Annotated in this window: 19 protein-coding genes and 3 pseudogenes; 12 read left to right on the top strand and 10 right to left on the bottom strand. The window is 62.6% G+C overall.

Features of this window, described 5'->3' with window-relative positions; all coding sequences use genetic code 11:
• Window positions 1-41 precede the first annotated feature (41 nt).
• The 3 genes and pseudogenes from FS665_RS23715 to FS665_RS23710 form a co-directional block, all read left to right on the top strand.
• Window positions 42-1,204 (top strand): annotated as a pseudogene (locus tag FS665_RS23715) (RHS domain-containing protein); the annotation flags it as partial.
• A gap of 138 nt (window positions 1,205-1,342) precedes the next feature.
• Window positions 1,343-1,786, top strand: coding sequence for an NTF2 fold immunity protein (locus tag FS665_RS14410; protein WP_256675093.1), 444 nt, complete (start codon window positions 1,343-1,345; stop codon window positions 1,784-1,786).
• A 94-nt stretch (window positions 1,787-1,880) separates the two neighbouring features.
• Window positions 1,881-2,236, top strand: a pseudogene (locus FS665_RS23710) (sugar-binding protein); the annotation flags it as partial.
• A 249-nt stretch (window positions 2,237-2,485) separates the two neighbouring features.
• Here the strand turns inward: FS665_RS23710 and FS665_RS14400 are convergent.
• On the bottom strand, window positions 2,486-3,442 hold the full coding sequence (locus FS665_RS14400) for an endonuclease (protein ID WP_145189520.1): 957 nt from the start codon (window positions 3,440-3,442) through the stop codon (window positions 2,486-2,488).
• A 131-nt stretch (window positions 3,443-3,573) separates the two neighbouring features.
• On the opposite strand from FS665_RS14400, the gene FS665_RS14395 reads away from it, so the two are divergent.
• From FS665_RS14395 to FS665_RS14380, 4 genes are all read left to right on the top strand, one after another.
• Window positions 3,574-5,412, top strand: a complete 1,839-nt coding sequence (locus tag FS665_RS14395; protein WP_145189517.1) for a diguanylate cyclase domain-containing protein — start codon at window positions 3,574-3,576, stop codon at window positions 5,410-5,412.
• 131 nt (window positions 5,413-5,543) lie between these two features.
• Window positions 5,544-6,542, top strand: coding sequence for a sensor domain-containing diguanylate cyclase (locus tag FS665_RS14390; RefSeq protein WP_145189514.1), 999 nt, complete (start codon window positions 5,544-5,546; stop codon window positions 6,540-6,542).
• Window positions 6,543-6,782: 240 nt separating this feature from the next.
• Window positions 6,783-7,649 (top strand): hypothetical protein, encoded by an 867-nt coding sequence (locus FS665_RS14385; protein WP_145189511.1) that lies wholly within the window; start codon window positions 6,783-6,785, stop codon window positions 7,647-7,649.
• The gene (locus tag FS665_RS14380; RefSeq protein ID WP_145189508.1) at window positions 7,646-8,368 is read left to right on the top strand and encodes a TylF/MycF/NovP-related O-methyltransferase; all 723 of its coding nucleotides are present in this window, start codon (window positions 7,646-7,648) and stop codon (window positions 8,366-8,368) included. Before FS665_RS14385 ends, FS665_RS14380 begins: the two co-directional genes overlap by 4 nt.
• Before the next feature lie 69 nt (window positions 8,369-8,437).
• Here FS665_RS14380 and lpdA read toward each other — a convergent pair whose 3' ends face one another.
• Genes lpdA through FS665_RS14360 form a run of 4 tightly spaced genes read right to left on the bottom strand, consistent with a single transcriptional unit; the run spans window position 8,438 to window position 13,405 of the window.
• Entirely contained in the window at window positions 8,438-9,817 is a 1,380-nt protein-coding gene (lpdA, locus tag FS665_RS14375) for a dihydrolipoyl dehydrogenase (RefSeq protein WP_145189505.1), read from the bottom strand.
• A 2-nt stretch (window positions 9,818-9,819) separates the two neighbouring features.
• Window positions 9,820-11,112: a dihydrolipoamide acetyltransferase family protein gene (locus tag FS665_RS14370; RefSeq protein ID WP_145189502.1), complete on the bottom strand. Its 1,293-nt coding sequence runs from the start codon at window positions 11,110-11,112 to the stop codon at window positions 9,820-9,822.
• Window positions 11,113-12,171 (bottom strand): alpha-ketoacid dehydrogenase subunit beta, encoded by a 1,059-nt coding sequence (locus FS665_RS14365; RefSeq protein WP_145189500.1) that lies wholly within the window; start codon window positions 12,169-12,171, stop codon window positions 11,113-11,115.
• Between the two features lies 1 nt (window position 12,172).
• On the bottom strand, window positions 12,173-13,405 hold the full coding sequence (locus FS665_RS14360) for a 3-methyl-2-oxobutanoate dehydrogenase (2-methylpropanoyl-transferring) subunit alpha (protein WP_145189497.1): 1,233 nt from the start codon (window positions 13,403-13,405) through the stop codon (window positions 12,173-12,175).
• Window positions 13,406-13,601: 196 nt separating this feature from the next.
• On the opposite strand from FS665_RS14360, the gene bkdR reads away from it, so the two are divergent.
• The 3 genes from bkdR (at window position 13,602) to FS665_RS14345 (ending at window position 16,942) form a co-directional block, all read left to right on the top strand.
• Window positions 13,602-14,087, top strand: coding sequence for a Bkd operon transcriptional regulator BkdR (bkdR, locus tag FS665_RS14355; RefSeq protein WP_145189494.1), 486 nt, complete (start codon window positions 13,602-13,604; stop codon window positions 14,085-14,087).
• Between the two features lie 141 nt (window positions 14,088-14,228).
• Complete coding sequence (locus FS665_RS14350) at window positions 14,229-15,470, top strand: glutamine synthetase family protein (protein ID WP_178108351.1); 1,242 nt, start codon at window positions 14,229-14,231, stop codon at window positions 15,468-15,470.
• 128 nt (window positions 15,471-15,598) lie between these two features.
• Window positions 15,599-16,942, top strand: coding sequence for an MFS transporter (locus FS665_RS14345; protein ID WP_145189488.1), 1,344 nt, complete (start codon window positions 15,599-15,601; stop codon window positions 16,940-16,942).
• 126 nt (window positions 16,943-17,068) lie between these two features.
• Here the strand turns inward: FS665_RS14345 and FS665_RS14340 are convergent, their stop codons facing one another.
• The 4 genes from FS665_RS14340 to flgA form a co-directional block, all read right to left on the bottom strand.
• Complete coding sequence (locus FS665_RS14340; protein ID WP_145189484.1) at window positions 17,069-17,812, bottom strand: flagellar brake protein; 744 nt, start codon at window positions 17,810-17,812, stop codon at window positions 17,069-17,071.
• 80 nt (window positions 17,813-17,892) lie between these two features.
• Complete coding sequence (locus FS665_RS14335; protein ID WP_145189481.1) at window positions 17,893-18,360, bottom strand: flagella synthesis protein FlgN; 468 nt, start codon at window positions 18,358-18,360, stop codon at window positions 17,893-17,895.
• A gap of 50 nt (window positions 18,361-18,410) precedes the next feature.
• Complete coding sequence (flgM, locus tag FS665_RS14330) at window positions 18,411-18,725, bottom strand: flagellar biosynthesis anti-sigma factor FlgM (protein WP_145189478.1); 315 nt, start codon at window positions 18,723-18,725, stop codon at window positions 18,411-18,413.
• A gap of 151 nt (window positions 18,726-18,876) precedes the next feature.
• Window positions 18,877-19,629 (bottom strand): flagellar basal body P-ring formation chaperone FlgA, encoded by a 753-nt coding sequence (gene flgA, locus FS665_RS14325; RefSeq protein WP_145189475.1) that lies wholly within the window; start codon window positions 19,627-19,629, stop codon window positions 18,877-18,879.
• A gap of 78 nt (window positions 19,630-19,707) precedes the next feature.
• On the opposite strand from flgA, the gene FS665_RS14320 reads away from it, so the two are divergent.
• Complete coding sequence (locus tag FS665_RS14320; RefSeq protein WP_145189472.1) at window positions 19,708-20,637, top strand: chemotaxis protein CheV; 930 nt, start codon at window positions 19,708-19,710, stop codon at window positions 20,635-20,637.
• Window positions 20,638-20,689: 52 nt separating this feature from the next.
• Window positions 20,690-21,517: a protein-glutamate O-methyltransferase CheR gene (cheR, locus tag FS665_RS14315; protein ID WP_145189469.1), complete on the top strand. Its 828-nt coding sequence runs from the start codon at window positions 20,690-20,692 to the stop codon at window positions 21,515-21,517.
• Window positions 21,518-21,661: 144 nt separating this feature from the next.
• On the opposite strand, the pseudogene FS665_RS14310 reads toward cheR, so the two are convergent.
• Window positions 21,662-22,080 (bottom strand): annotated as a pseudogene (locus FS665_RS14310) (T6SS immunity protein Tdi1 domain-containing protein); the annotation flags it as partial.
• Window positions 22,081-22,293: the final 213 nt, after the last annotated feature.

Raw genomic sequence — 22,293 nt, 5'->3', positions numbered from 1 at the left:
CCTCAAAAACAACGGATACGAATTACTGAGGATCATAGGTTGTCGGCAAGCAGCATGGTGTAACTGAGGGGGAGCTGGAGCACGCCTACGATCTAGGGGGCCGGCTGACGAAATAAATCACGTCTGATATGACGCTTGGCTACGAGTCTGACCCGCTTAGCAACTTGACCGCACTGATTTTGCCGGATGGTCGCTAGGTCAATCACCTGTACCACGGCAGCGGGCACCTGCACCAGTTGAACCTGGATGGCCAGGTGATCACCGACATGGAACGGGATGACCTGCACCGTGAGGTCTACCGGACCCAGGGCAAGCTCACCAGTTGCTTTGGCTACGATGCGATGGGGCGCAAAGCTTGGCAGTTTGCCTCGGCCATGCCTGCCGACAAGCTTTCGCAGGTGCACAACACCGGCATCAATACCTCGCTGCTGGTCGAGCATGCCTATAACCGATTCACCGCCGCTATCAGTACGACCCAGCGGGCGAGCTAGTGCGCACGCTCGACAAACTGCGAGGCGAGATCAAGTACGAGTACGAAGCTAACGGCCAGTTGCGCAGCCGCGATACTGGTTCGCTGGTAGGCAGTGAAGAATTCCGCTACGACGCGGCGGCGAACCTGCTGGACTTCAATGCCCGACAGTTCGACAAGGTTAAAGACAACCGAATCAAACGGTGGCGTGATCAGGAGTACCGATATGATCCCTGGGGCAACCTGGTCGAAAAGCGCTCTGGGCATAGCAAGCTGCAGACCTTTGCCTACGACTGCGAGAATCGGCTGGTCCGTGCAGAAACGGTGGTCAATGGCAAGCTGGAGAGTACCGGCCAGTACCGGTACGACAGCCTTGGACGGCGGGTGGCCAAGCGGGCTGAGATCAATGGCGAGGTCGAGCAGAAGCGCTTTCTGTGGCAAGGGCTGAGGATGCTGCGGGAGGAAAGCCCTGGGCAGAACATCGTGTACCTGTATGAGCCAGGGAGCTATGCGCCGTTAGCGCGGGTGGATCAGGTGGAAGGGGAGGTGCAGAAGGTCTTTTACTTCCATACTGACTAAATGGGTACGCCGCTGGAGTTGACGGACGCGGGTGGCAGAATTATATCGCAGGCGACATATCGTTCTTGCATGAGTAAGCGCTTGGGTGGAAGAGGTAAAGATGGCGTTTTCCCTCCATTGAGAGGCATACATCGTGGTGAATACATAGCTTTTTAATCTCAGGTTGCAAATGTCGTTCAGAAAAAAGGTGTTGTGGATATCGAGCTAAACTTCAGATAAGTAACGCTGGTGCGCGCCGCACATCCATAACCTATGATATGCTCCATCAGGGCGAACATATACTTGAGGGGTTTATTGGAAATCAATATGTCAAAAAGATATCTATCAGAAGATGTGCCGAAAGCTCTTGTCGAGTTCATGGGTGAGATGAATGCATGGGAGATCGAATTTTTTGATAAGCGAAAACAAGCCCTCGGCAAAGGAATTGATGATCCAAGGCTAAAGGAGGAGTATCGGCAGAAGTTAGAGCTGATTCTCAAAGGTTACGTGATAAAAGATAAGTTTAATTATGGGCGACTTATTGATTTAGGCTGCGCTAAGCCTGCAACCTACGATCCTGATGTCGACGAGATTGATGTCCTAGGCGGCGATGAAAAAAGTTTAATCCTTCACGTTCGGCAGGTTAGAGGTGCTGGGATAACTTCGAAAATTTACATGGTAATGAAGGAGGCCAAGTGGAAAGTGAAGAAGAAAGAAATATTGAGTTTTGATGAGAAATGGCGTCGTGCTCCGCTATGAGTCTGCTGGCTATAGTTGCGCTGGCACATGCGAAGATTTCTGCCTGATCGAGACTTTCCGGACCGCTTCAATAGCTGAACAGCGGGGATTACCGCTGCACCGGTTGAACCTGGATGACTAGGTGATCAGCGACATGGAGCATGACGACCTGTACCGCGAGGTTCACCGCATTCAAGGCAGACTCACCAGTGGCTTTGGCTACGATGCGATGCGGCACAAGGCTTGGCAGTTTGCCTCGACCTTGCCCGCCGAGAAGCTTTCGCAGGTGCATGACACCGGAATTGATAGTCGCACTTGGTGGAGCATGCCTATTACCCGATTCACCGCCGCTATCAGTAAGACCCAGCGGCCGAGCTGGTGCGCACGCTCGGCAAACTGCGAGGCGAGATCAATTACGAAGGTTGCGGTCCACTGCGCAGCCGCGACACCGGATCGCTGGTGGGCAGCGAGTCGGTCGCTCAAGCGAGGCCGCCCACGGCCATGGGTTTCGATGAAGAGATCGAAGACTACTCCCCAGACCTCGTCCGAGCGTTCGTAGCGCTATGCCGTCACAGAACTCCTTTGCGTCGATGGCGGGTGGCTGTACAAAATCTCGGTGTTCAAGAGGCGGCGCTTGGATTTCTTGAAATTTCGTACAGAGCACTAGGCGTGGGACATCACACACCTGGTGCAAGCCCACACCGAACACACCTCGCTCGCTTATTTGCAGTTACCCGCCTTGCGATACCCTGCAGCCTGGGCCTCGGCCTCGCTGCCAAACGCCACCTGGTTCTTCTGCGCCACTTGGCTGTAGCCAGGGCAGCCGTTGGAGAGGTGGTAGATATGGCTGTTGCGGTTGCCTAACACCGCACCGGCCGAAACACTCCTGGCCAGCGAGGGTTTGGCCGGTGCTGGCGCTGCGGTGTTCTGCACCAGGCCTGCACCTTGTGGCGTATAGCCCTGCGTCCATTTGCGCTCGCCGGTGACGAACGGATTGCTGTGGCCCATGATCGCGGCGATGCGCTGGTCGCGTTGCTTCTCCCAGGCGGTGACCGGGTGCTGCTTGTCCCAGGCCATCATCAACTGCTGCTGCTGGCGCGACATGCTCAGCTTGTAGCGATCGAACATATAAAACGTAGTGCGCGCTACCAGTCCCTTGACCTCGTCGCGCGGCTCGGCGGTGCGCTGCTGGAAGTCGACCTTGGTGGTGCACTGACCGTATTGCGGGGCGACGCCGGAAACCATGCCGTAGTTGAAGTTGCTGCGGTCACCGTTCACTTCGCCCACCGACGGGTACAGGTTGAACAGGTCGGCTTCCATGGCGCGGAAGGTCGGGTCGCTGCCCACGCAGTGCTCGCGCCCGCCGTTCTGCCAGCATTGGCGCTGGTGGCCGAAGGTCCACGCCGGCACGATATGCTCCCATTCGGTACGCTCGGCACGGGTCTGCAGCTTGCGGGTTTCATAGCCACACGATTTCGCATCCACGCGCCCGCCGGACTTGCCGACCCAGGTCCACTTGCAGCCGCAGTACAACTCGCCGTTGGCACTGTTGGCTTGATCGAGGTAGATCTTTTGTTTGGCAACGGCTTTGGCTTCGCTGAACGTGGCGGGCGGGGTAGCGAAGGCAGCGGGGATGGCCATAATGGCCAGTGTGATGGCACAGAGCAGTTTCTTCATGAAGGAACATCTTCGTCTTACAAAAGAGCGCGATTATACGGCTTGAGCGCGTCGGTTACAGCGTTGAAAGGCTTGCGCTTGAGCGCTGCGCCGCTATCGTTTGCCGGTAGGATTTTGCCGAGCGAGCCGTCATGCAAATCGCCCCGATGCCCCTCAACGAAGCAGCCCGCCAGTGCTACCTGCAAAGCCTGGACATTCTCGATACGCCGCCGGAGGAGACCTTCGACCGCCTTACCCGCCTGGCCTGCGTGCTGCTCGATGCGCCGATGGCCCTGGTTTCGCTGATCGACGTCAATCGCCAGTGGTTCAAATCGCGCCAGGGGTTGGAGATCACGCAAACCAGTCGCGACCTGGCGTTCTGCGCCCACGCCCTGCACGCCGAGGACATGCTGCTGATCCCCGATGCTTGCGCCGACCCGCGTTTTGCCGACAATCCGCTGGTGACCGGCGGACCGCGCATTCGCTTCTATGCCGGGGTGCCGCTGCGCTTTGCCGACGATCTCACCCTCGGCACCCTGTGCGTCCTCGACACCCGGCCGCGCCAGTTGACCCAGACCGAGCTTGCGCACCTGCGCGATCTGGCGCGGATCGTCGAGCGTGAAATGCTCCACCGCAGCCTGGCCAAGGATGCTGGCAGCGCCGTGGAGCAGGCCGGGCGCACTGCCAAGGCCAGCGCCCAGGCGCACTTTCATCGGGTCTTCGACAACAGCCCGACCAGCAAGACGCTGGTCAGCCCGCAAGGGCGCATCCAGCAGGCCAACCGCGAATTCTGCCAACTGCTGGGCCGGCCCAAGGAAGCCCTGGTCCTCACGCAACTGCGTGCACTGATCGACCCGCAGGACCAGGCCACGCTGGATGCCGACTGGCAGCGAATCGTCGCTGGCGAGCTGGACTCGCAGGTCAGTGAAGTGCGCCTGATCACCACTGCCGACCCCGCGCTGTGGGCCGAGCTGAGCCTATCGGCGCTGCGTGACGCCCAGGGCGCGATCGAGCAACTGGTGGTGTTGGTGCGCGACATCAGCGCGCGCAAGCGTCGCCAGCAGCAGTTGCAGCGCTACCAGAGCACGCTCGAGCAGCAAGTGGCGCAGCGCACCGAAGAGCTGGCGCGCAGCCAGGAAACCCTGCAGGCGATTGCCGATAACCTGCCCGTGCTGATCGCCCACATCGGCACCGATCTGGCCTACCGCTTCAACAATGCGGTGTACCGGCAGATCTTCGGCGTCGAGCCGACCCAGCTCAAAGGCCGCAAGGTCGAGGATGTACTGCCAGCGCAGGTCTACGCGCAGTTGCTGCCGTATTTCCGCAAGGCCCTGGCCGGCGAGCGGGTCGAGGCCGACGATGTGCGCTACAGCCCGCATGACGCGCGTATCTGGCATGCCACGTATGTGCCTGATATTCGCAACGGCAAGGTCGAGGGCTTTTTCGTCATGTCCCTGGACGTCACCGAGCGCAAGCACAAGGAACGCCTGCTGCTCGATCAAGCCACCCTCGACCCGTTGACCGGCTTGCCCAACCGCGCGGCGTTGCACCAGAGCCTGGCGCTCGCCTTGCAGCAGCGCGCCGCCCTGGCGCTGCTGTTCATCGACCTGGACGGCTTCAAGCAAGTCAACGACCGGCACGGTCACGAAGCCGGTGACGCGGTGTTGCAGGCCGCAGCCGGGCGCATGCTGGCGGCGATGCGCGCCGATGACACGGTGGCGCGTCTGGCGGGCGACGAGTTCGTGATCATCGCGCGCGGCGTGAACAGCCAGGCCTCGGCGCGTGATATTGCCCGCAAGCTGTGCGCGGCGCTGGCGGCGCCGATTGTATTGGCTGGCGCCGAGGTCAAGATCGGCGCCAGCATCGGGGTGTACCTCAATGCCGCTGGGCAGCCGCCGCAGAGCGCCGAGCAGGCCCTGGCGCTGGCCGACCAGGCCATGTACAGCGCCAAGCGCGCAGGGCGCAATGGATTCAGCGTCAGCCAGGGCTGAGACGGCGCGGTAAAAATAGCTCGGTGGGCTATTCCGATCGTCATCGGCCGGGCATATGCTTGCCTGCCGCACACCGACCCGGTCGGCGCACCTCGAGCGGCGCGCAGGTGCTGGGTCCACGGAGAGCGTCCATGAGTCAGGTAGCACCGCCGGCGCCTGCCGGCTTCGACGAGCAGCAACTGGCCACGCTGTTCGAGCTGGTCAGCGATGGCGTCTGGGACTGGAACGCCAACACCGGCTACGTCTACCGCAGCCCCGGCTGGTACGCCATGCTCGGCTACACGCGCCATTCCAAGGCCAACACCGTGCTGACCTGGGAACACGTCATCCACCCGGAGGACTACCCGCGGGTCATGGCGCACTTCGAGGCCTACATTACCCAGCGCAACGAGCGTTACCTGATCGAATACCGCTGTCGCTGTCAGGACGGCAGCTACCTGTGGATCGAAGACAGCGGCCAGATCATCGCCCGCAATGAAGATGGCTCGGTGGCGCGCATGCTCGGCGCCCACCGTAACATCGATGCCGGCAAGCGCCTGATCGTCGAGCTGGAGCAGAAGAACCATTCGCTGGAGGCCCAGGTGCTCGAGCGCACCCGCGAACTGTCGTGGGTCAACCAGCAACTGCAACGGCAGTTGGACGAAAACCGCATCCTCGCCGAACGCGACACCCTGACCCGGGTGGCCAATCGCTACCGGCTGGAAAAGACCCTGCAGCAGGAATGCGAGCGGGCCGAGCGCTTTCGTCAGCCGCTGGCGCTGATCGCCATGGACCTGGATGACTTCAAGCCGATCAACGACCGTTATGGCCACGCCTGCGGCGATGCCACCCTGGTGCGAGTGGTCGAGCACCTGCGCTTGCGCCTGCGCGAGCTCGACCTGCTGGCGCGCTTGGGCGGTGACGAATTCGTCATGGTGCTGCCGCAGACCACCCTGGGCGAGGCGCTCGACCTTGCCTCGCTGCTGCGGCGAGCCATGCAACTGCTCGAGCCGGTGGGCGAATGCCGTCTGACCATGAGCTACGGCGTGGTCCAGCGCCACGACGGCGAAGACCAGCAAGCCCTGCTGGCGCGGGCCGACCAGGCGCTGTACCGGGCCAAGGACGCGGGCAAGAACGCCATCAGCGAATGAGCCTCCGATCGGCCAGGGTCGTGGAGGGCGTTTTTAGCCCCAGGCCGGCTTAAAGTTTCTGCGCCCCATGCCGATCCACTGGTCACTGGATACGGGCAATGCACCTGTATCGCCATGACTTGAAGTGCTTGCCCGAAGCGGCAGGCTTGCGTCGCCTTGCGTCCACTTCAATGGATGCCCTGCTGCCGGTCGACGCAGCCTGTGCGGGCATCGGTCTCAAGAGTGCTGAAGGGGGCAAGTATGAATCTTTACGTCAACCAGGTGAAAAACAAGCCGGACTATCGGGGTGCGCTGTTCAAGGGCGATATCTTCCTGGAAACCGGCCTTGGCCACGCACACCAGTTGTGCGCCCTGGCCCGGCACAGCATCACTGCGGCGTTCGAAGGTGAAACCGATCACCAATCGCTGCACAAGATGATGCCGGTCGAAACCTTCGTCGAGCGTGTCACCGCGCTCAAGCGCCAGTTCACCAACGGTGCCGAAGCCAAGGCCTTGATCCGCGGCTTCATCCGCGAGATCGGCGCCGACCCCAAGGACTACATCTTCGACGTGCCGCGGGTGCGCGTGGTACCGCATTACGATTACCTGCATGCCGGCGTCAGCTATGCCTACAAGCCGCACCGCGACACCTGGTATGGCAGCGTCGAGAGCCAGGTCAACACCTGGATGCCGGTGTACAGCATCGAGCCCGAACAGACCATGATGATCAACCCGGCCTACTTCGAGCGGCCGGTGCAGAACAGTTCGGCACAGTGGAGCCTGAACGACTGGATCAATGTGCAGCGGCACAAGGCCTCGCAGAACATCACCGAGGAAACCCGCGTGCACCCGGTGCCGCTGGAGGCCATCGACACCAGCGCCGAGTTGCGCGTGGCCGCCAACAGCGGCGAGATGCTGATCTTCTCGGGCGCCCACCTGCACGGCACGGTCGCCAACTTCACCGACAAGGTGCGTTTCAGCGTGGACTTCCGCCTGATCCACCTGCAAGACTTGCTGCACAAGCGCGGCGCGCCGAACGTCGACAACGGCTGTTCGGATGCAGATGCCGGCTTCAAAGACTTTTTCAATGCCAGCGACTTTTCGCAATTCCAGGGAGTTAACCCATGACCAAGCGTCGTCTGACCGCTGCCGAGGTCGAGTACAACGAAAAGCGCGCCAGCGTGCTCAGCCGCGTCGATGCCCAGTACGTGGCGGATGCGCCGTTCGTGTTCGCCAACCGCATCGCCGTGACCGCGGCCTTGTCGCGCATCGAGCTGTTCAAGATGGTCCAGGACATCCCTGGGGCGATCGTCGAGTGCGGTGTGTACAAGGGCAACTCGTTGATGCTGTACATGCAGCTGTCGATGATTCTCGAACCCTACGCGATCAACCGGTCGATCATCGGTTTCGATACCTTCGGCGGCTTTGCCAGCATCGATGCCGAGCAGGACCCGGCCGACATCAACGAAAGCATGTTCTCCGATACCGACGAGACGCTGATCCAGGACATGATCGATGCCAACGACCTGATCCGTCCGGTCAACCGTATTCCCCGCTGCGAGATCGTCAAGGGCGATATCCTGGAAACCGTGCCTGCCTTCGTCAAGACCCGCCCGGACCTGGTGGTGGCCATGCTGATCCTCGACACTGACCTGTACAAATCGACCAAGGTGGCGCTGGAGACCTTCCTGCCGTACATGCCCAAGGGGGCGATCGTGGTGCTCGACGAGGTGGCCTACCGCAACTTCCCAGGCGAAACCCAGGCGCTGCGTGATGTGCTGGACCTGAACAAGATCGAGCTCAAGCGCCTGCCATTCGATTCGTCGGTCGGTTACTTCCGCGTCTGATTGCGCCGCACGAAAAAAGACCCGCGGCGCCGTTGGCGCAGCGGGTCAATACGGCTGTGCCGCTTGCGATCAGATGTGCAGGGCGTGGCCGAGCGCCCGCAGCGCCGCTTCCTGCACCGCTTCGCCCAAGGTCGGATGGGCATGGATGGTGCCGGCCACATCTTCCAGGCGCGCCCCCATCTCCAACGACTGCGCAAATGCCGTCGACAGCTCCGACACCGCCACGCCGACGGCCTGCCAGCCGACGATCAGGTGGTTGTCACGCCGCGCCACCACGCGCACGAAACCGCTTTTCGCCTCCAGGCTCATGGCCCGGCCATTGGCCGCGAACGGGAACTGTGCGACCAGGCAATCCAACCCTTGCGCGCTGGCCTGCTCGGGAGTCACGCCAACCACTACCAGCTCTGGGTCGGTGAAGCACACCGCAGCGATCGCCGCTGGCTCGAAACGCCGAGCCTTGCCGGCGATGATCTCGGCGACCATCTCACCCTGGGCCATGGCGCGGTGCGCGAGCATCGGCTCGCCGGCCACGTCACCGATCGCCCAGACGTTACGCATGCTGGTCTGGCAGCGCTCATCGATGGCGATCGCCGCGCCGTTCATGCGCAGGTCCAGGGATTCGAGGTTGAAGCCCTGGGTGCGCGGGCGACGGCCGACCGCCACCAGCACCCGATCTGCCTCGAGACGCAATTGCCCGCCCTGGCCGTCGCTGGCCAGCAGGCAGCCGTCTGCATAACCTTCGACGCTGTGCCCCAGGTGCACGGCTATACCCAAGCGCTGCAGCGCGTCGGCCACTGGCGCGGTGAGCTCGCGATCGTAGGTGGGCAGAATGCGCTCGCGCGCTTCCACCACGCTGACCTGCGCGCCCAGCTTGCGGTAGGCAATGCCCAGCTCCAGGCCGATGTAACCGCCGCCGACCACCACCAGGTGCTGCGGCAGGTCCTCAGGCGCCAGGGCTTCGCTGGAGGAGATGATCGGCCCGCCCCATGGCAGCATCGGCAATTGCACGCTGCTGGAACCGGTGGCCAACAGCAGGTGTTCGCAACGAATGCGCTGGCCGTCCACCTCGACGTGCTTGCCGTCCAGCACCCTGGCCCAGCCGTGGATGACCCTGACCCCGTGCTTTTTCAACAGGGCGGCCACGCCAGTGGTCAGGCGGTCGACGATGCCGTCCTTCCAGGCCACGCTCTGGCCGATGTCCAGACGCGCACCCGTGACGCTGATGCCCAACGGCGAAGGCTGGCTGAAACGCTCGGCCTGATGGAACTGCTCGGCCACATGAATCAGCGCCTTCGAGGGGATGCAGCCGACGTTCAGGCAGGTGCCGCCCAGGGCCTGGCCTTCGACCACAACGGTGGGTATGCCCAGTTGCCCGGCACGAATGGCGGCCACATAGCCGCCGGGGCCGCCGCCGATGATCAGCAGGGTAGTGTCGATGATCGGTTGCATGCTCACTCCACGAACAGACAGGCAGGTTGCTCGAGCAGGCCGCGCACGGCCTGAATGAACAGCGCGGCATCCATGCCGTCGACCACCCGATGGTCGAACGAGCTGGACAGGTTCATCATCTTGCGCACGACGATCTGGCCATCGATCACCACCGGGCGCTCGACCATGCGGTTGACGCCGACGATCGCCACTTCCGGGGTATTGACCACCGGTGTGCTGACGATGCCGCCGAGCGCGCCCAGGCTGGTCAGGGTAATGGTCGAACCGGACAGCTCCTCGCGGCTGGCCTTGTTGCTGCGGGCGGCCTGGGCCAGACGGGAAATTTCTGCGGCGTTGGCCCACAGGCTGGCGGCTTCGGCATGGCGCAGCACCGGGACCATCAGGCCGTTGTCGCCTTGGGTGGCGATACCCACATGGACGGCGCCATGGCGGGTGATGACCTGCGCTTCATCGTCGTAGGTGGCGTTGATCTGCGGAAAATCGCGCAGCGCCACGACCAGGGCACGTACCAGCAAGGGCAGCAGGGTCAGCTTGCCGCGGCTGTCGCCGTGCTTGGCGTTCAAGTGCTGGCGCAGGGCCTCAAGGGCAGTGACGTCGATTTCCTCGACATAGCTGAAATGCGCGACGCGGCGCTTGGCGTCCTGCATGCGCTGGGCGATCTTGCGGCGCAGGCCGATCACCGGCACCTGCTCGCTGTCGGTGCGCTTTGCTGCTGCGCTGGGCGCCTGGCTGGCGACGCTGTGCGGTTTGCTGATGAAGGCATCGAGGTCTTCATGCAGGATGCGCCCGGCCGGGCCGCTGCCGTGCACGTAACGCAGCTCGATGCCGGCATCCATGGCGCGCTTGCGCACCGCAGGGGAGGCCAACGGCTTGTCGCCCGCCTGGCGCGGCACCATGGCCGTATGGGTCGGCGCAGCGACAGCGGCCGGCTGCGCCGCTGCACGGGTGACGTCAGGTTGCGCGGTTTGCACCGGCGCCTGAGTCTCGCTGACGGGGGACGCTGGGGCGGCTGGCACCGCTTTTTGTGGCGCGGCCTCGACATGGTTGCCGCTGCCTTGCACTTCGATGCGGATCAGCTCGCTGCCGACCGCCATCACTTCACCTGGCTGGCCGCCCAGGGCCAGCACCTTGCCGCTGACCGGCGAAGGGATTTCCACCGTCGCCTTGTCGGTCATGACATCGGCCACCACCTGGTCCTCGGCGATCTCATCGCCGACCTTGACGAACCACTCGACCAACTCGACCTGCGCGATGCCTTCGCCGATGTCTGGCATCTTGATGACGTGCGTGCCCATTCAGACCTCCATGACCCGTTTCAATGCCGCACCCACCCGCGACGGGCCGGGGAAATACGCCCATTCCTGTGCGTGAGGGTAGGGCGTGTCCCAGCCGGTGACCCGCTCGATCGGTGCTTCGAGGTGATGGAAGCAGTGCTCCTGCACCAGCGCCACCAGTTCGGCACCGAAACCGCAGGTGCGGGTAGCTTCGTGCACGACCACGCAGCGGCCGGTCTTCTTCACCGAGGCGATGATGGCTTCCAGGTCCAGCGGCCAGAGGCTGCGCAGGTCGATGACTTCGGCATCGACGGCGGTTTCTTCGGCCGCGACCTGAGCGACATAGACCGTGGTGCCATAGGTCAGCACGGTGACGTCATTGCCAGGGCGAGCGATGGCGGCCTTGTCCAGCGGCACGCTGTAGTAGCCATCGGGTACGGCACTTTGGGGATGCTTGGACCATGGCGTTACCGGGCGGTCGTGATGGCCGTCGAACGGGCCGTTGTACAGGCGCTTGGGCTCCAGGAAGATGACCGGGTCGTCGCACTCGATCGAGGCGATCAACAGGCCTTTGGCATCGTACGGGTTGGACGGCATCACCGTGCGCAGGCCGCAGACCTGGGTGAACATCGCCTCCGGGCTCTGGCTGTGGGTCTGGCCGCCGTAGATACCGCCGCCGCACGGCATGCGCAGGGTCAGCGGGGCGATGAACTCACCGGCCGAGCGATAACGCAGGCGTGCCATTTCCGAAACGATCTGGTCGGACGCTGGGTAGAAATAGTCGGCGAACTGGATCTCCACCACCGGGCGCAGGCCGTAGGCGCCCATGCCCACGGCAGTGCCGACGATGCCGCTTTCGGAAATCGGCGCATCGAATACGCGGGACTTGCCGTACGTGTTCTGCAGCCCTTCGGTGCAGCGGAACACGCCGCCGAAGTAGCCGACGTCCTGGCCGTAGATGACCACGTTGTCGTCGCGCTCGAGCATGATGTCCATGGCCGAGCGCAGGGCCTGGATCATGGTCAGTGTGCTGGTGGCCATGGCGGTTTCCGGATTGATGCTGTTGGTGTGGTCGTTCATCTCAAACCCCCAGGTCCTGGCGCTGACGGCGCAGGTGATCGGGCATGTCCTTGTACACGTCCTCGAACATCGAAGCGGCGCTCGGGATGTGGCCGTTGGCCAAGGTGCCGTACTGTTCCGCTTCCTTCTGCGCGGCGATCACGGCGGCCTCGAACTCGGCCGTGGTGGCCTGATGCTCTTCATCGGACCAGTGACCGGCCTTGATCAGGTGCTGCTTGAGGCGGGCGATGGGGTCGCCCAGCGGGAAGTGATTCCAGTCATCGGCGGGGCGGTACTTGGACGGATCGTCCGACGTCGAATGCGGGCCTGCGCGGTAGGTCACCCACTCGATCAGTGTCGGGCCAAGACCCCGGCGGGCGCGCTCGGCCGCCCAGCGCGAAGCGGCATACACAGCGACGAAGTCATTGCCATCGACGCGCAGCGAGGCGATGCCGCAACCCACGCCACGCCCGGCGAAGGTGGTCTGTTCGCCGCCGGCAATGGCCTGGAAGGTCGAGATCGCCCACTGGTTGTTGACCACGTTGAGAATCACCGGGGCGCGGTAGACGTGGGCGAAGGTGAGCGCGGTGTGGAAATCCGACTCGGCGGTGGCGCCGTCGCCGATCCACGCCGAGGCAATCTTGGTGTCGCCCTTGATCGCCGAAGCCATGGCCCAGCCTACCGCCTGCACGAACTGCGTGGCCAGGTTGCCGCTGATGGTGAAGAAGCCGGCTTCGCGCACCGAGTACATGATCGGCAGCTGACGTCCCTTGAGCGGGTCGCGCTCGTTGGACAGCAACTGGCAGATCATCTCTACCAGCGACACGTCGCGGGCCATCAGGATGCTTTGCTGGCGATAGGTGGGGAAGCACATGTCGGTGCGGTTGAGCGCCAGGGCCTGAGCGCTGCCGATGGCCTCTTCACCCAGGCTCTGCATGTAGAAGCTCATCTTCTTCTGGCGCTGGGCAACCACCATGCGGCTGTCGAAGATGCGCGTCTTGAGCATCGCGCGCATACCCTGACGCAGGATCTGCGGGTCAATGTCGTCAGCCCAGGGGCCTTGGGCGTTGCCGTGCTCGTCAAGCACCCGGATCAGGCTGTACGACAGGTCTGCAGTGTCTGCAGCGTCGACCTCGATGGGCGGTTTGCGCACCTGGCCTGCGTCGTTCAGGCGCAGGTAGGAGAAATCGGTCTGGCAGCCTGGCCGGCCGGTGGGCTCGGGCACATGCAAACGCAGGGGGGCGTACTCGTTCATGCTGATAACGCTCGCTCGTGATTGTTTTTGTGAGCTTTGAAGCGGCCGCCGCTGATTGCCGGCTTGTGACTGGCAGGTCAGCGATACCTACATGGTAGTGACAGCACAGGAGAATTTTTCTCTCAAGTTGATTGCCTTTGTCGGGCAGGGAAGATAAACATTCCGCATAACCACAAGAAACCGGTGAATCTGTCTCATGCGCAAGCTCGATCGAACCGATATCGGCATCCTCAACCGCTTGCAGGAAAACGCCCGCATCACCAACGCGGAACTGGCCCGGTCGGTGAATTTGTCACCCACGCCCTGTTTCAACCGGGTCAAGGCCATGGAGGAGTTGGGGGTGATTCGCCAGCAGGTGACCCTGCTGTCACCTGAAGTACTGGGGCTGGATGTCAACGTGTTCATCCACGTCAGCCTGGAGAAACAAGTCGAGCAGGCCCTGCACCGCTTCGAGGAAGAAATCGCCGAGCGGCCCGAGGTGATGGAGTGCTACCTGATGACCGGCGACCCGGACTACCTGCTGCGGGTGCTGCTGCCCAGCATTCAGGCGTTGGAGCGTTTTCTCGATTACCTGACGCGCTTGCCGGGCGTGGCGAATATCCGTTCGAGCTTCGCCCTCAAGCAGGTGCGCTACAAGACCGCCTTGCCGTTGCCGGCCAATGGCATGGCGCTGCGCGAGTAGCTATGGTGTTGTCAGCCTATAACGACAAGGACCCGCGTCATGACCACCGCCGCCCATCGCTCGGTTGCCGAGCTCCTGCAGGGCATCGACCAGATCGAATGCGTCACGCCCGACCTCAATGGTGTCCCGCGCGGCAAAGTGATGACCGCCGAGGGGTTTCTCGAAGGTCGTCGCTTGCAGTTGGCCCGCGGGGTCCTGCTGCAATGCATCATGGGTGGCTACCCACCGGCGCGTTTCTACGGCAGCGATGACGGCGACCTGGCGCTGGTCGCCGAGCCTTCCCAGGTGCACCGGCTGCCGTGGAGCGAGGAGGGCGTGGCCCTGGCGATCTGCGACGCCAACGAACTCGACGGCAGCCCTTCGGGCTTGTCCACGCGGGGCTTGCTCAAGGCGGTGATCGCCCGTTATGCCGCCCACGGCCTGGCGCCGGTGGTGGCGACCGAGCTCGAGTTCTTCGTCTTCGCCCCCAACAGTGACCCGCATCAAGCCTTTCTGCCGCCGCTAGGCAAGGATGGCCGCCGCGAACTCGGTCACTCGGCGTTCAGCGTCAGCTCCAACAATGGCCTGCGCCCGTTCTTCCAGGAGGTCTACCAGTGCATGGCGGCGCTGGGCCTGCCGCGCGACACCTTCATGCACGAGATGGGCGTGAGCCAGTTCGAGATCAACCTGCTGCACGGCGACCCGCTGCTGCTGGCCGACCAGACCTTCCTGTTCAAGCACCTGCTCAAGGAAGTGGCGCTCAAGCATGGCCTGAGCGTGGTGTGCATGGCCAAGCCGCTGGCGCACACCCCCGGCAGCTCCATGCACATTCACCAGAGCCTGGTCGACATCGCCTCGGGGCGCAACGTCTTCAGCGATGCCCAGGGCCAGGCCACGCAAGCGTTCCATCACTTCATCGCAGGCCAGCAGGTCTGCATGGCCGACTTCACCGCGCTGTTCGCGCCCAACGTCAATTCCTATCAACGGCTCTGCCACCCCTACGCCTCGCCGAACAACGCGTGCTGGTCCGAGGACAACCGCGCAGCCGGCCTGCGCATCCCGGCCAGTGCCGCGAGCGCGCGCCGGGTTGAGAACCGCTTGCCTGGCGCCGATGCCAACCCGTACCTGGCCATTGCCGCGAGCCTTGCGGCCGGGTTGCACGGCATCGAGCAGAGTCTGCAACCGACTGCGGCGATACAGGGCGAGTTCGTCGTGCCTGATCACCTGGTATTGCCGTGCACCTTGCATGCGGCCCTGGAGCGCCTGAAGGGCAGTGCACTGGCGCGGGAACTGTTCGGCAGCGAGTTCATCGAAGGCTACGTTGCCAGCAAAACCCTCGAGCTGACGGATTTCTTCAACGAAATCACGCCTTGGGAGCGGCGGGTGTTGGCAGCACAGGCCTGAGCGCGACACAACCGGCACTGGCCACGCCCCGCTTGGGCAAATTGCCCGGAGGGGGACTGCACCGGCGCCGTTTTGCTTTTATGCTGGCCAGGCCATCGTCACCGGACCCAAGGAGCTCGACGGGACTTATGCGTAACATCTGGAAGCCCTTTCAGTCGCTGTATTTCGCCGCCTTGATGATGCTGATCGGCTCCGGTCTGCTCAGTACCTACCTGGCGCTGCGCCTGGCCGCCGATCATGTCGACAGCTTGTGGGTCGGTGCCTTGATGGCAGCCAATTACTTCGGCCTGGCCCTGGGCGGCAAGATCGGCCACCGCTTGATCGGCCGGGTCGGGCATATCCGTGCCTATGCCACCTGCGCCGGGATCGTCGGCGCCGCGGTGCTTGGCCACGGCCTGACCAATTGGCTGCCGGTGTGGGTGGGGCTGCGGATGATCGTCGGCCTGGGCATGATGTGCCAGTACATGGTCATCGAAAGCTGGCTCAACGAGCAGGCCGAGGCCAAGTACCGCGGGGCTGTATTCAGTGGCTACATGATCGCCTCGTACCTGGGCCTGGTGCTTGGCCAGCTGATCCTGGTGGTGCACCCGCAACTGGGCCCTGAGCTGTTGATGCTGGTCGCCATGTGCTTTGCCTTGTGCCTGGTGCCGGTGGCCATGACCCGGCGCATCCACCCGGCGCCGCTGCGCCCGGCGCCGATGGAACCGAAATTCTTCATCAAGCGTGTGCCGCAGTCGCTGAGCACGGTGCTCGGGTCGGGTTTGATCGTCGGTTCGTTTTATGGCCTGGCCCCGCTGTATGCCTCGAGCCAGGGCCTGTCGACCGAGCAGATCGGTCTGTTCATGGGTAGCTGCATCTTCGCCGGGCTGGTGGTGCAGTGGCCGTTGGGCTGGCTGTCGGACCGCTATGATCGGGCGGTGCTGATTCGTAGCGTTGCGGTGGGGCTGGCGCTGGCGTCGGCGCCCCTGGCGCTGTTGCCCAGCGTGCCGCTGGAGCTGCTGTTCGGCATTGGTTTCTTGGTATCCCTGCTGCAGTTCTGCCTGTATCCACTGGCGGTGGCGTTTTCCAATGACCACGTGGAAAGCGAGCGCCGGGTGTCGCTGACCGCGATGCTGCTGGTGACCTACGGCGTGGGGGCTTGTATCGGCCCGCTCGCCGCAGGTGTGCTGATGAAGCTGCTTGGTGCGCAGATGCTTTATGCGTTCTTCGCCTTCTTTGCCCTGGTGCTGGTGTGGCGCATTCGGCCCAAAGCGGTCACCGGGCTGCATCAGGTACAGGATGCGCCACTGGGCCACGTGGCCATGCCTGCGGCCGGTTCGCCGCTGTCGGCAGCGCTCGATCCACGGGTCGATGAGCAGACGGTGCAGGATGTGATGCAGACGCCGGTAGCGGCGGAGGACACCGAGGGTGACGACAAGCCTGAGCCGGTGATCGATATAGCCGCGGATGACCCGCTCAGCCGATCGGGTTGAGCGCGGGGCTCAGGCGGCAGGGAAAAACTGTCCTGCCTTTCTGGGCCAGTCCAGCTTGTGGGAGTAGCCTTGTGTGGCGAAAGGGCCGCCAGGCGGCCCCAATCGAAGCGAGCGGCGTTTGTGCGATCAATAATCGTCTTTGTCGAAGCGCCGTGCTTCGCGCTGCAGCTGGTAGACGAAGCTCTCGATCTTGCGCTGGGCCTGGCCGCTCAGGTTATGAAAGCGGACCCCGGCGAAGGTGGTGTTGATGCGCTCCTCGAAATGCAGGTGGCGCAGTTCGACCATGGTGTCGATCAAGCCCAGCGGATTGCTGGCCTTGAAGCGCTCATAGACCTGGCCCAGCTGCAGGCGCTCTTCGACATTGCCATCGAAGCGCAGCTTGCACCCGGTGGCGGAGATATCGAGCAACTTGCCGCGCAGGGCGCCATTGCCCTTGAGGTAGCTGCCGTCGAGGATGATGTCGACCAGCTGCGACAGCTTCAGCGCGGCGCGAAAGGCGTTGCGGCGCTGGTGGTAGGTCATTTCTTCGGGCATCGCGCCGCGGTAGCAACGGTTGCCATCGACCGACGACACCGCCAGGCCGTTTTGGCATTCCCAGGCGATACGCACGCCATCATGGAAGCCCTCGACCCGAAACGGCTCGCCATTCTCGATGAATTTTTCCCCATCGCGCGGGATCATCTCGTCCAGCGCCATGGTATTGCTGTCACGGTCCACGTGAACCACGTAGCTCTGGAACCGTTGGCTGCGCTCATGGAAGGTGATGATCAGTGGATCATGGGCTTCTTGCAGCTGGCGCAGGTTGGCCGCGATCTCCAAGGGCGTGTTCAGCACCTTCGGCGGTTGCGGGGCATCGGTCTCATTGAACACGGGTTATCAATCTCCAGGCAAAAACGACACACGCAATTAACGGCATTTTGCCAGTATGTTCCGTGCCATGATAGGAATAATCACACTTGGCTGAGCGCCCGGGGCTTGGCAAGTGGAGAGGTGGTGCCACGGCTGTCGTACAGCGACGGTGCTTCACCGCCCTGGAGGATGCGGATCTGATTGGCCGTGACGTGTTGCTGCACCTGGATGATCTTGCCATTGGTCTCGTTGACCCGTTGGCAGTCATTGATCAGGTCGTTGAGCACCTGCAGTTGCTGCAGGATCAGCTCGCCGTTGTCCGACTGCGCCGCCAGCACCTGTACACCGGCACGGTCGGCGCTCAGGCCGAGGCTGGTCAACAGGTGATTGCGGCGCATGCCTTGCTGCTCGAGCAGAACGATCAACGACTGCTTGCGCGCCAGAATGCCTTCCAGCGGCGTCATGTCGCGCCCGTGCAGGGCTACCGATTCCTGCTCAAGCAATTCGAGCAGTTCCTGGGCCGGGGCAATGTCGTCTTCGATCAGTTGCAGCAGGGTGATGTCGTGCATGGCTAACTCTTGGCTTTGGATAGCGTCCGTGAAGTCAGCGCGCCGAACGGTCAGCGCTGGGCTTCGAAATCGAGCAGTTTGCTGGCGACCCGGCCGGCATCGACCTGGTAGCTGCCGTCGGCGATAGCCTGCTTCAACTGCGCCACCCGGGCACTGTTGACCACAGGCTGTTCGCGCAGCTGGTCGCTGACCTTCTGCAACTGCTGTGCCTCTTGACTGAGGTGTACCGCTTCTCCGCTGGCGCTGGCGCTTTTCGCCGCTTCCGGGCTGGCGCCGGGCTTTTCGGCGGTGCCAGATGCGGCGGTGCCGCGCACGCCGCCATTGATGGACGGAGAGTTATTCAAACGACTGAAGTCGATGACCATGATCGGAAACCTCTGGGTTCTTGGACGCTTGCCTTGTTTTCGGCCAACCCGAAAGAAACTTTAGGCGCAAATGCATGGCTGCCTGTCAGCAAGCCCGCGACCCTGTTTCCGACACAGTTTAGGAAAAGCGGTTCAACACCGCCAGCGCAATCTACATGGCTACCTCGACCTGGCCGGGGCCGGTGACGCGGGCCTTGACCACCCGTTGCGAGTTCAGGTTGCGCACGCGGATCTGCTCGCCCTGGCCGCCCTTGGCCAGCGCCTCGCCGGGCATGCGCACGCTCAGGGCGCCGGCGTGGGCGGTGATCACCACATGGTCGCCCTTGCGCACCACCTCGGCCTGCTCCAGGTGCTGCGGGGTCAATACCTGGTCGAGCACGGTCGGGCGCAGCATCTTCATGCCCACGGCCTGGTCGAGGTCGGTGAGAAACCCTTGGGTCAGCGTGCCGACATCGCGCTCGCGCAAAGCCACATCGCCTGCACCGATGACGTTGTCGCGCTTGAGCGGGCGGGTCACCACCACCACCTCGCGCAGCAGCCGCACCGTGGCCGGGACGAAGACGGTCCATGGCGCGCTGCTGTCGCAGCGCACGCGCACGGTCACCCGGCCGATCGGCTGCGCCGGGCTTTCCAGGGAGGCGTCCAGGTCCTGGCTGCACAGCGGCATGCGCAAGCGCGGGTCCAGCGAGCTGACCTGGATCTCGTAGCGCCCCGCTGTCTGGGTGCTGGCCAGATAATCTTCCACGGCGAACTCAAGAAACCCTTGGGTGACACCGATAAGCTGTTCAGGCAAGGTTACCGCGTTCGCCAATGTGCGAACGCCGGGCAGCAACAGGCACACCATGGCGAGCCAGCTGCTCAGCGGGTGCGTCAGTCGTCGGGAATTTGTCGTTTTCGTGTACATGGCGCTCAAAAAAGCAAAGCCCGTGCCGACTTACTGAGCATGCAGCACAAAAAAGGCACAACGCATAAGGAGTCAGGCATGGCGGGGGTAATGGATTCAGTCAACCAGCGCACGCAGCTGGTGGGGCAGAATCGCCTGGAGTTGCTGCTGTTCCGTCTGAACGGGGCGCAGCTGTACGGCATCAACGTGTTCAAGGTTCGCGAGGTGTTGCAGTGCCCCGAGCTGACCCTGTTGCCGCGCTCGCACCGGGTGGTGCGCGGCGTCGCCAACATTCGCGGGGCGACCATTCCGATCCTCGATCTGTCGATGGCCACCGGCTTGCCGGGGTTGACCGAAGATACTCGCAGCAGCTTCGTGATCATCACCGAGTACAACACCAAGACCCAGGGGTTTCTGGTGCATTCGGTCGAGCGCATCGTCAACATGAACTGGGAAGAGATCCATCCGCCACCCAAGGGCACCGGGCGCGATCACTACCTGACCGCGGTCACCCGTGTGGACAATCGCATGGTCGAGATCATCGACGTGGAAAAGGTCCTGGCTGAAGTGGCGCCGTCCTCCGAGTCGGTGTCCGCCGGTGTGATCGATGCCGAGGTGCAGGACAAGGCCACGTTGCTACGGGTGCTGACCGTCGACGATTCGTCGGTGGCGCGCAAGCAGGTCAGCCGCTGCCTGCAGACGGTGGGGGTCGAGGTGGTGGCGCTCAACGACGGTCGTCAGGCCCTGGACTACCTGCGCAAGTTGGTGGACGACGGCAAGAAGCCTGAAGAGGAGTTTCTGATGATGATCTCCGACATTGAAATGCCGGAGATGGACGGCTATACGCTGACAGCGGCGATCCGCAGCGATCCACGCATGCAAAAATTGCACATCTGCCTGCATACTTCGCTGTCTGGGGTATTCAACCAGGCGATGGTGAAGAAGGTCGGGGCCGATGACTTCCTGGCCAAGTTCAAGCCGGACGACCTGGCCCAACGGGTGGTCGATCGGATCAAGGCAACGCATTGAGGCGGCCGGGGCAGTGCGCCCCGGCACCACTGATTGAAAAGAGGCGGCAGCAGTGTCTACGGGTAATTTGGAATTCGAACAGTTCAGGGTCTTCCTGGAAAAAGCCTGTGGCATCCTGCTGGGCGAAAATAAGCAGTACCTGGTCTCCAGCCGTCTCAACAAGCTCATGGAACAGCAGGGCATCAAGAGCCTCGGCGAGCTGGTGCAGCGCATCCAGACCCAACCGCGCAGCGGCTTGCGCGAGCAGGTGGTCGATGCCATGACCACCAACGAGACCCTGTGGTTTCGCGACACCTATCCCTTCGAGGTGCTGAAGAACAAGGTCATCCCCGAGTTCATCCGCAACAACCCGGGCCAGCGCCTGCGTATGTGGTCGGCTGCCTGCTCTTCGGGCCAGGAGCCGTATTCGATCTCGATGGCCATCGATGAATTCGAGCGCAGCAACCTCGGCCAACTGAAGATGGGCGCACAGATCGTCGCCACCGACCTGTCCGGGTCGATGCTGACCAACTGCAAAACCGGCGAATACGACAGCCTGGCAATCGCTCGCGGCCTGTCCCAGGAGCGCCTGCAGCGCTACTTCGACACCAAGGGCCCCGGCCGCTGGGCGGTCAAGCCGGCGATCCGCAGCCGTGTCGAGTTCCGCTCCTTCAACCTGCTCGACAGCTACGCCAGCCTCGGCAAGTTCGACATCGTGTTCTGCCGCAACGTGCTGATCTACTTCTCGGCCCAGGTCAAGAAGGACATCCTGATGCGTATCCACAGCACTTTGAAGCCGGGCGGTTACCTGTTCCTCGGTGCCTCCGAGGCGCTGAACGGGTTGCCCGACCATTACCAGATGGTCCAGTGCAGCCCGGGGATCATTTACCAGGCCAAGTGAGCAACAGGTGGGCCTGGTTTGCGCTGACATGCCCACCCCCTCGAGCGCCGCGCTGGCGGCATTCGAGGTTGGGTTGTACACCACGTTCTGCCTTGCGTGCTGCTGCTGCCAGCGGCACCGAGTGCGAGAACATGGAAGCCTTGCTCATGTCGATACTTCGGAGAAAAAATACGGCTCCAGGTCTGTGAGTTGGGAAAGGAAGATCAAATGCTCTACGGCGCTGACGTTCTTCAAGAACTTGAGTTGATCCGAGCCGCCCAGCATGAGGGCAGGGAAAAACCGTACATCTCGTCATGGTTGAGCTGGCCCAGTTCTTTCAAGGCCGGCTTGAACAGATCGTTGAAATCGTTGGGCTCGACTCGTGCAGAAAGGATAAAGCCTTGGAGCTCCGTCTCGAGCTCTTCTTTTGTTAAGCAGTCGCGATGGAAGCTATAGTGAGCACTCACGCTTGATAGTGTGCCCGACGCGCCGGTTTTTTCCCCCCAAAGGTAAAGGTCGCCGAAAGCGCTTCTAGCGATGAGATGATAAGCGTCTTGATGTTCGAGTGCCGTATCTTCGAGCCAAGACCGCTGTTCCTCGGCCGGTGGTCATGCTTGGTTGCATCAAATGGCCCAGGGCTCATCCGTCACTGCCGTCAATTTTTTGCTTTGCCGCCGTGGCCGCCCGCGATTTGCCGCTTTTGCTCCTCAAGGCGGAAGCACTTTGCCGCTTTTCTGGCATCCGGTCGCTGCCGGGCTCCCTGCAGCCCAGCAAATCCGCGCCTTCGCAAATCTGGC

The organism is Pseudomonas sp. URMO17WK12:I11, assembly GCF_007677725.1.
Lineage (GTDB): Bacteria > Pseudomonadota > Gammaproteobacteria > Pseudomonadales > Pseudomonadaceae > Aquipseudomonas.
The sequence above is the reverse complement of the archived record's forward strand: the minus strand, read 5'-3'. Positions and strand labels throughout refer to the sequence as shown.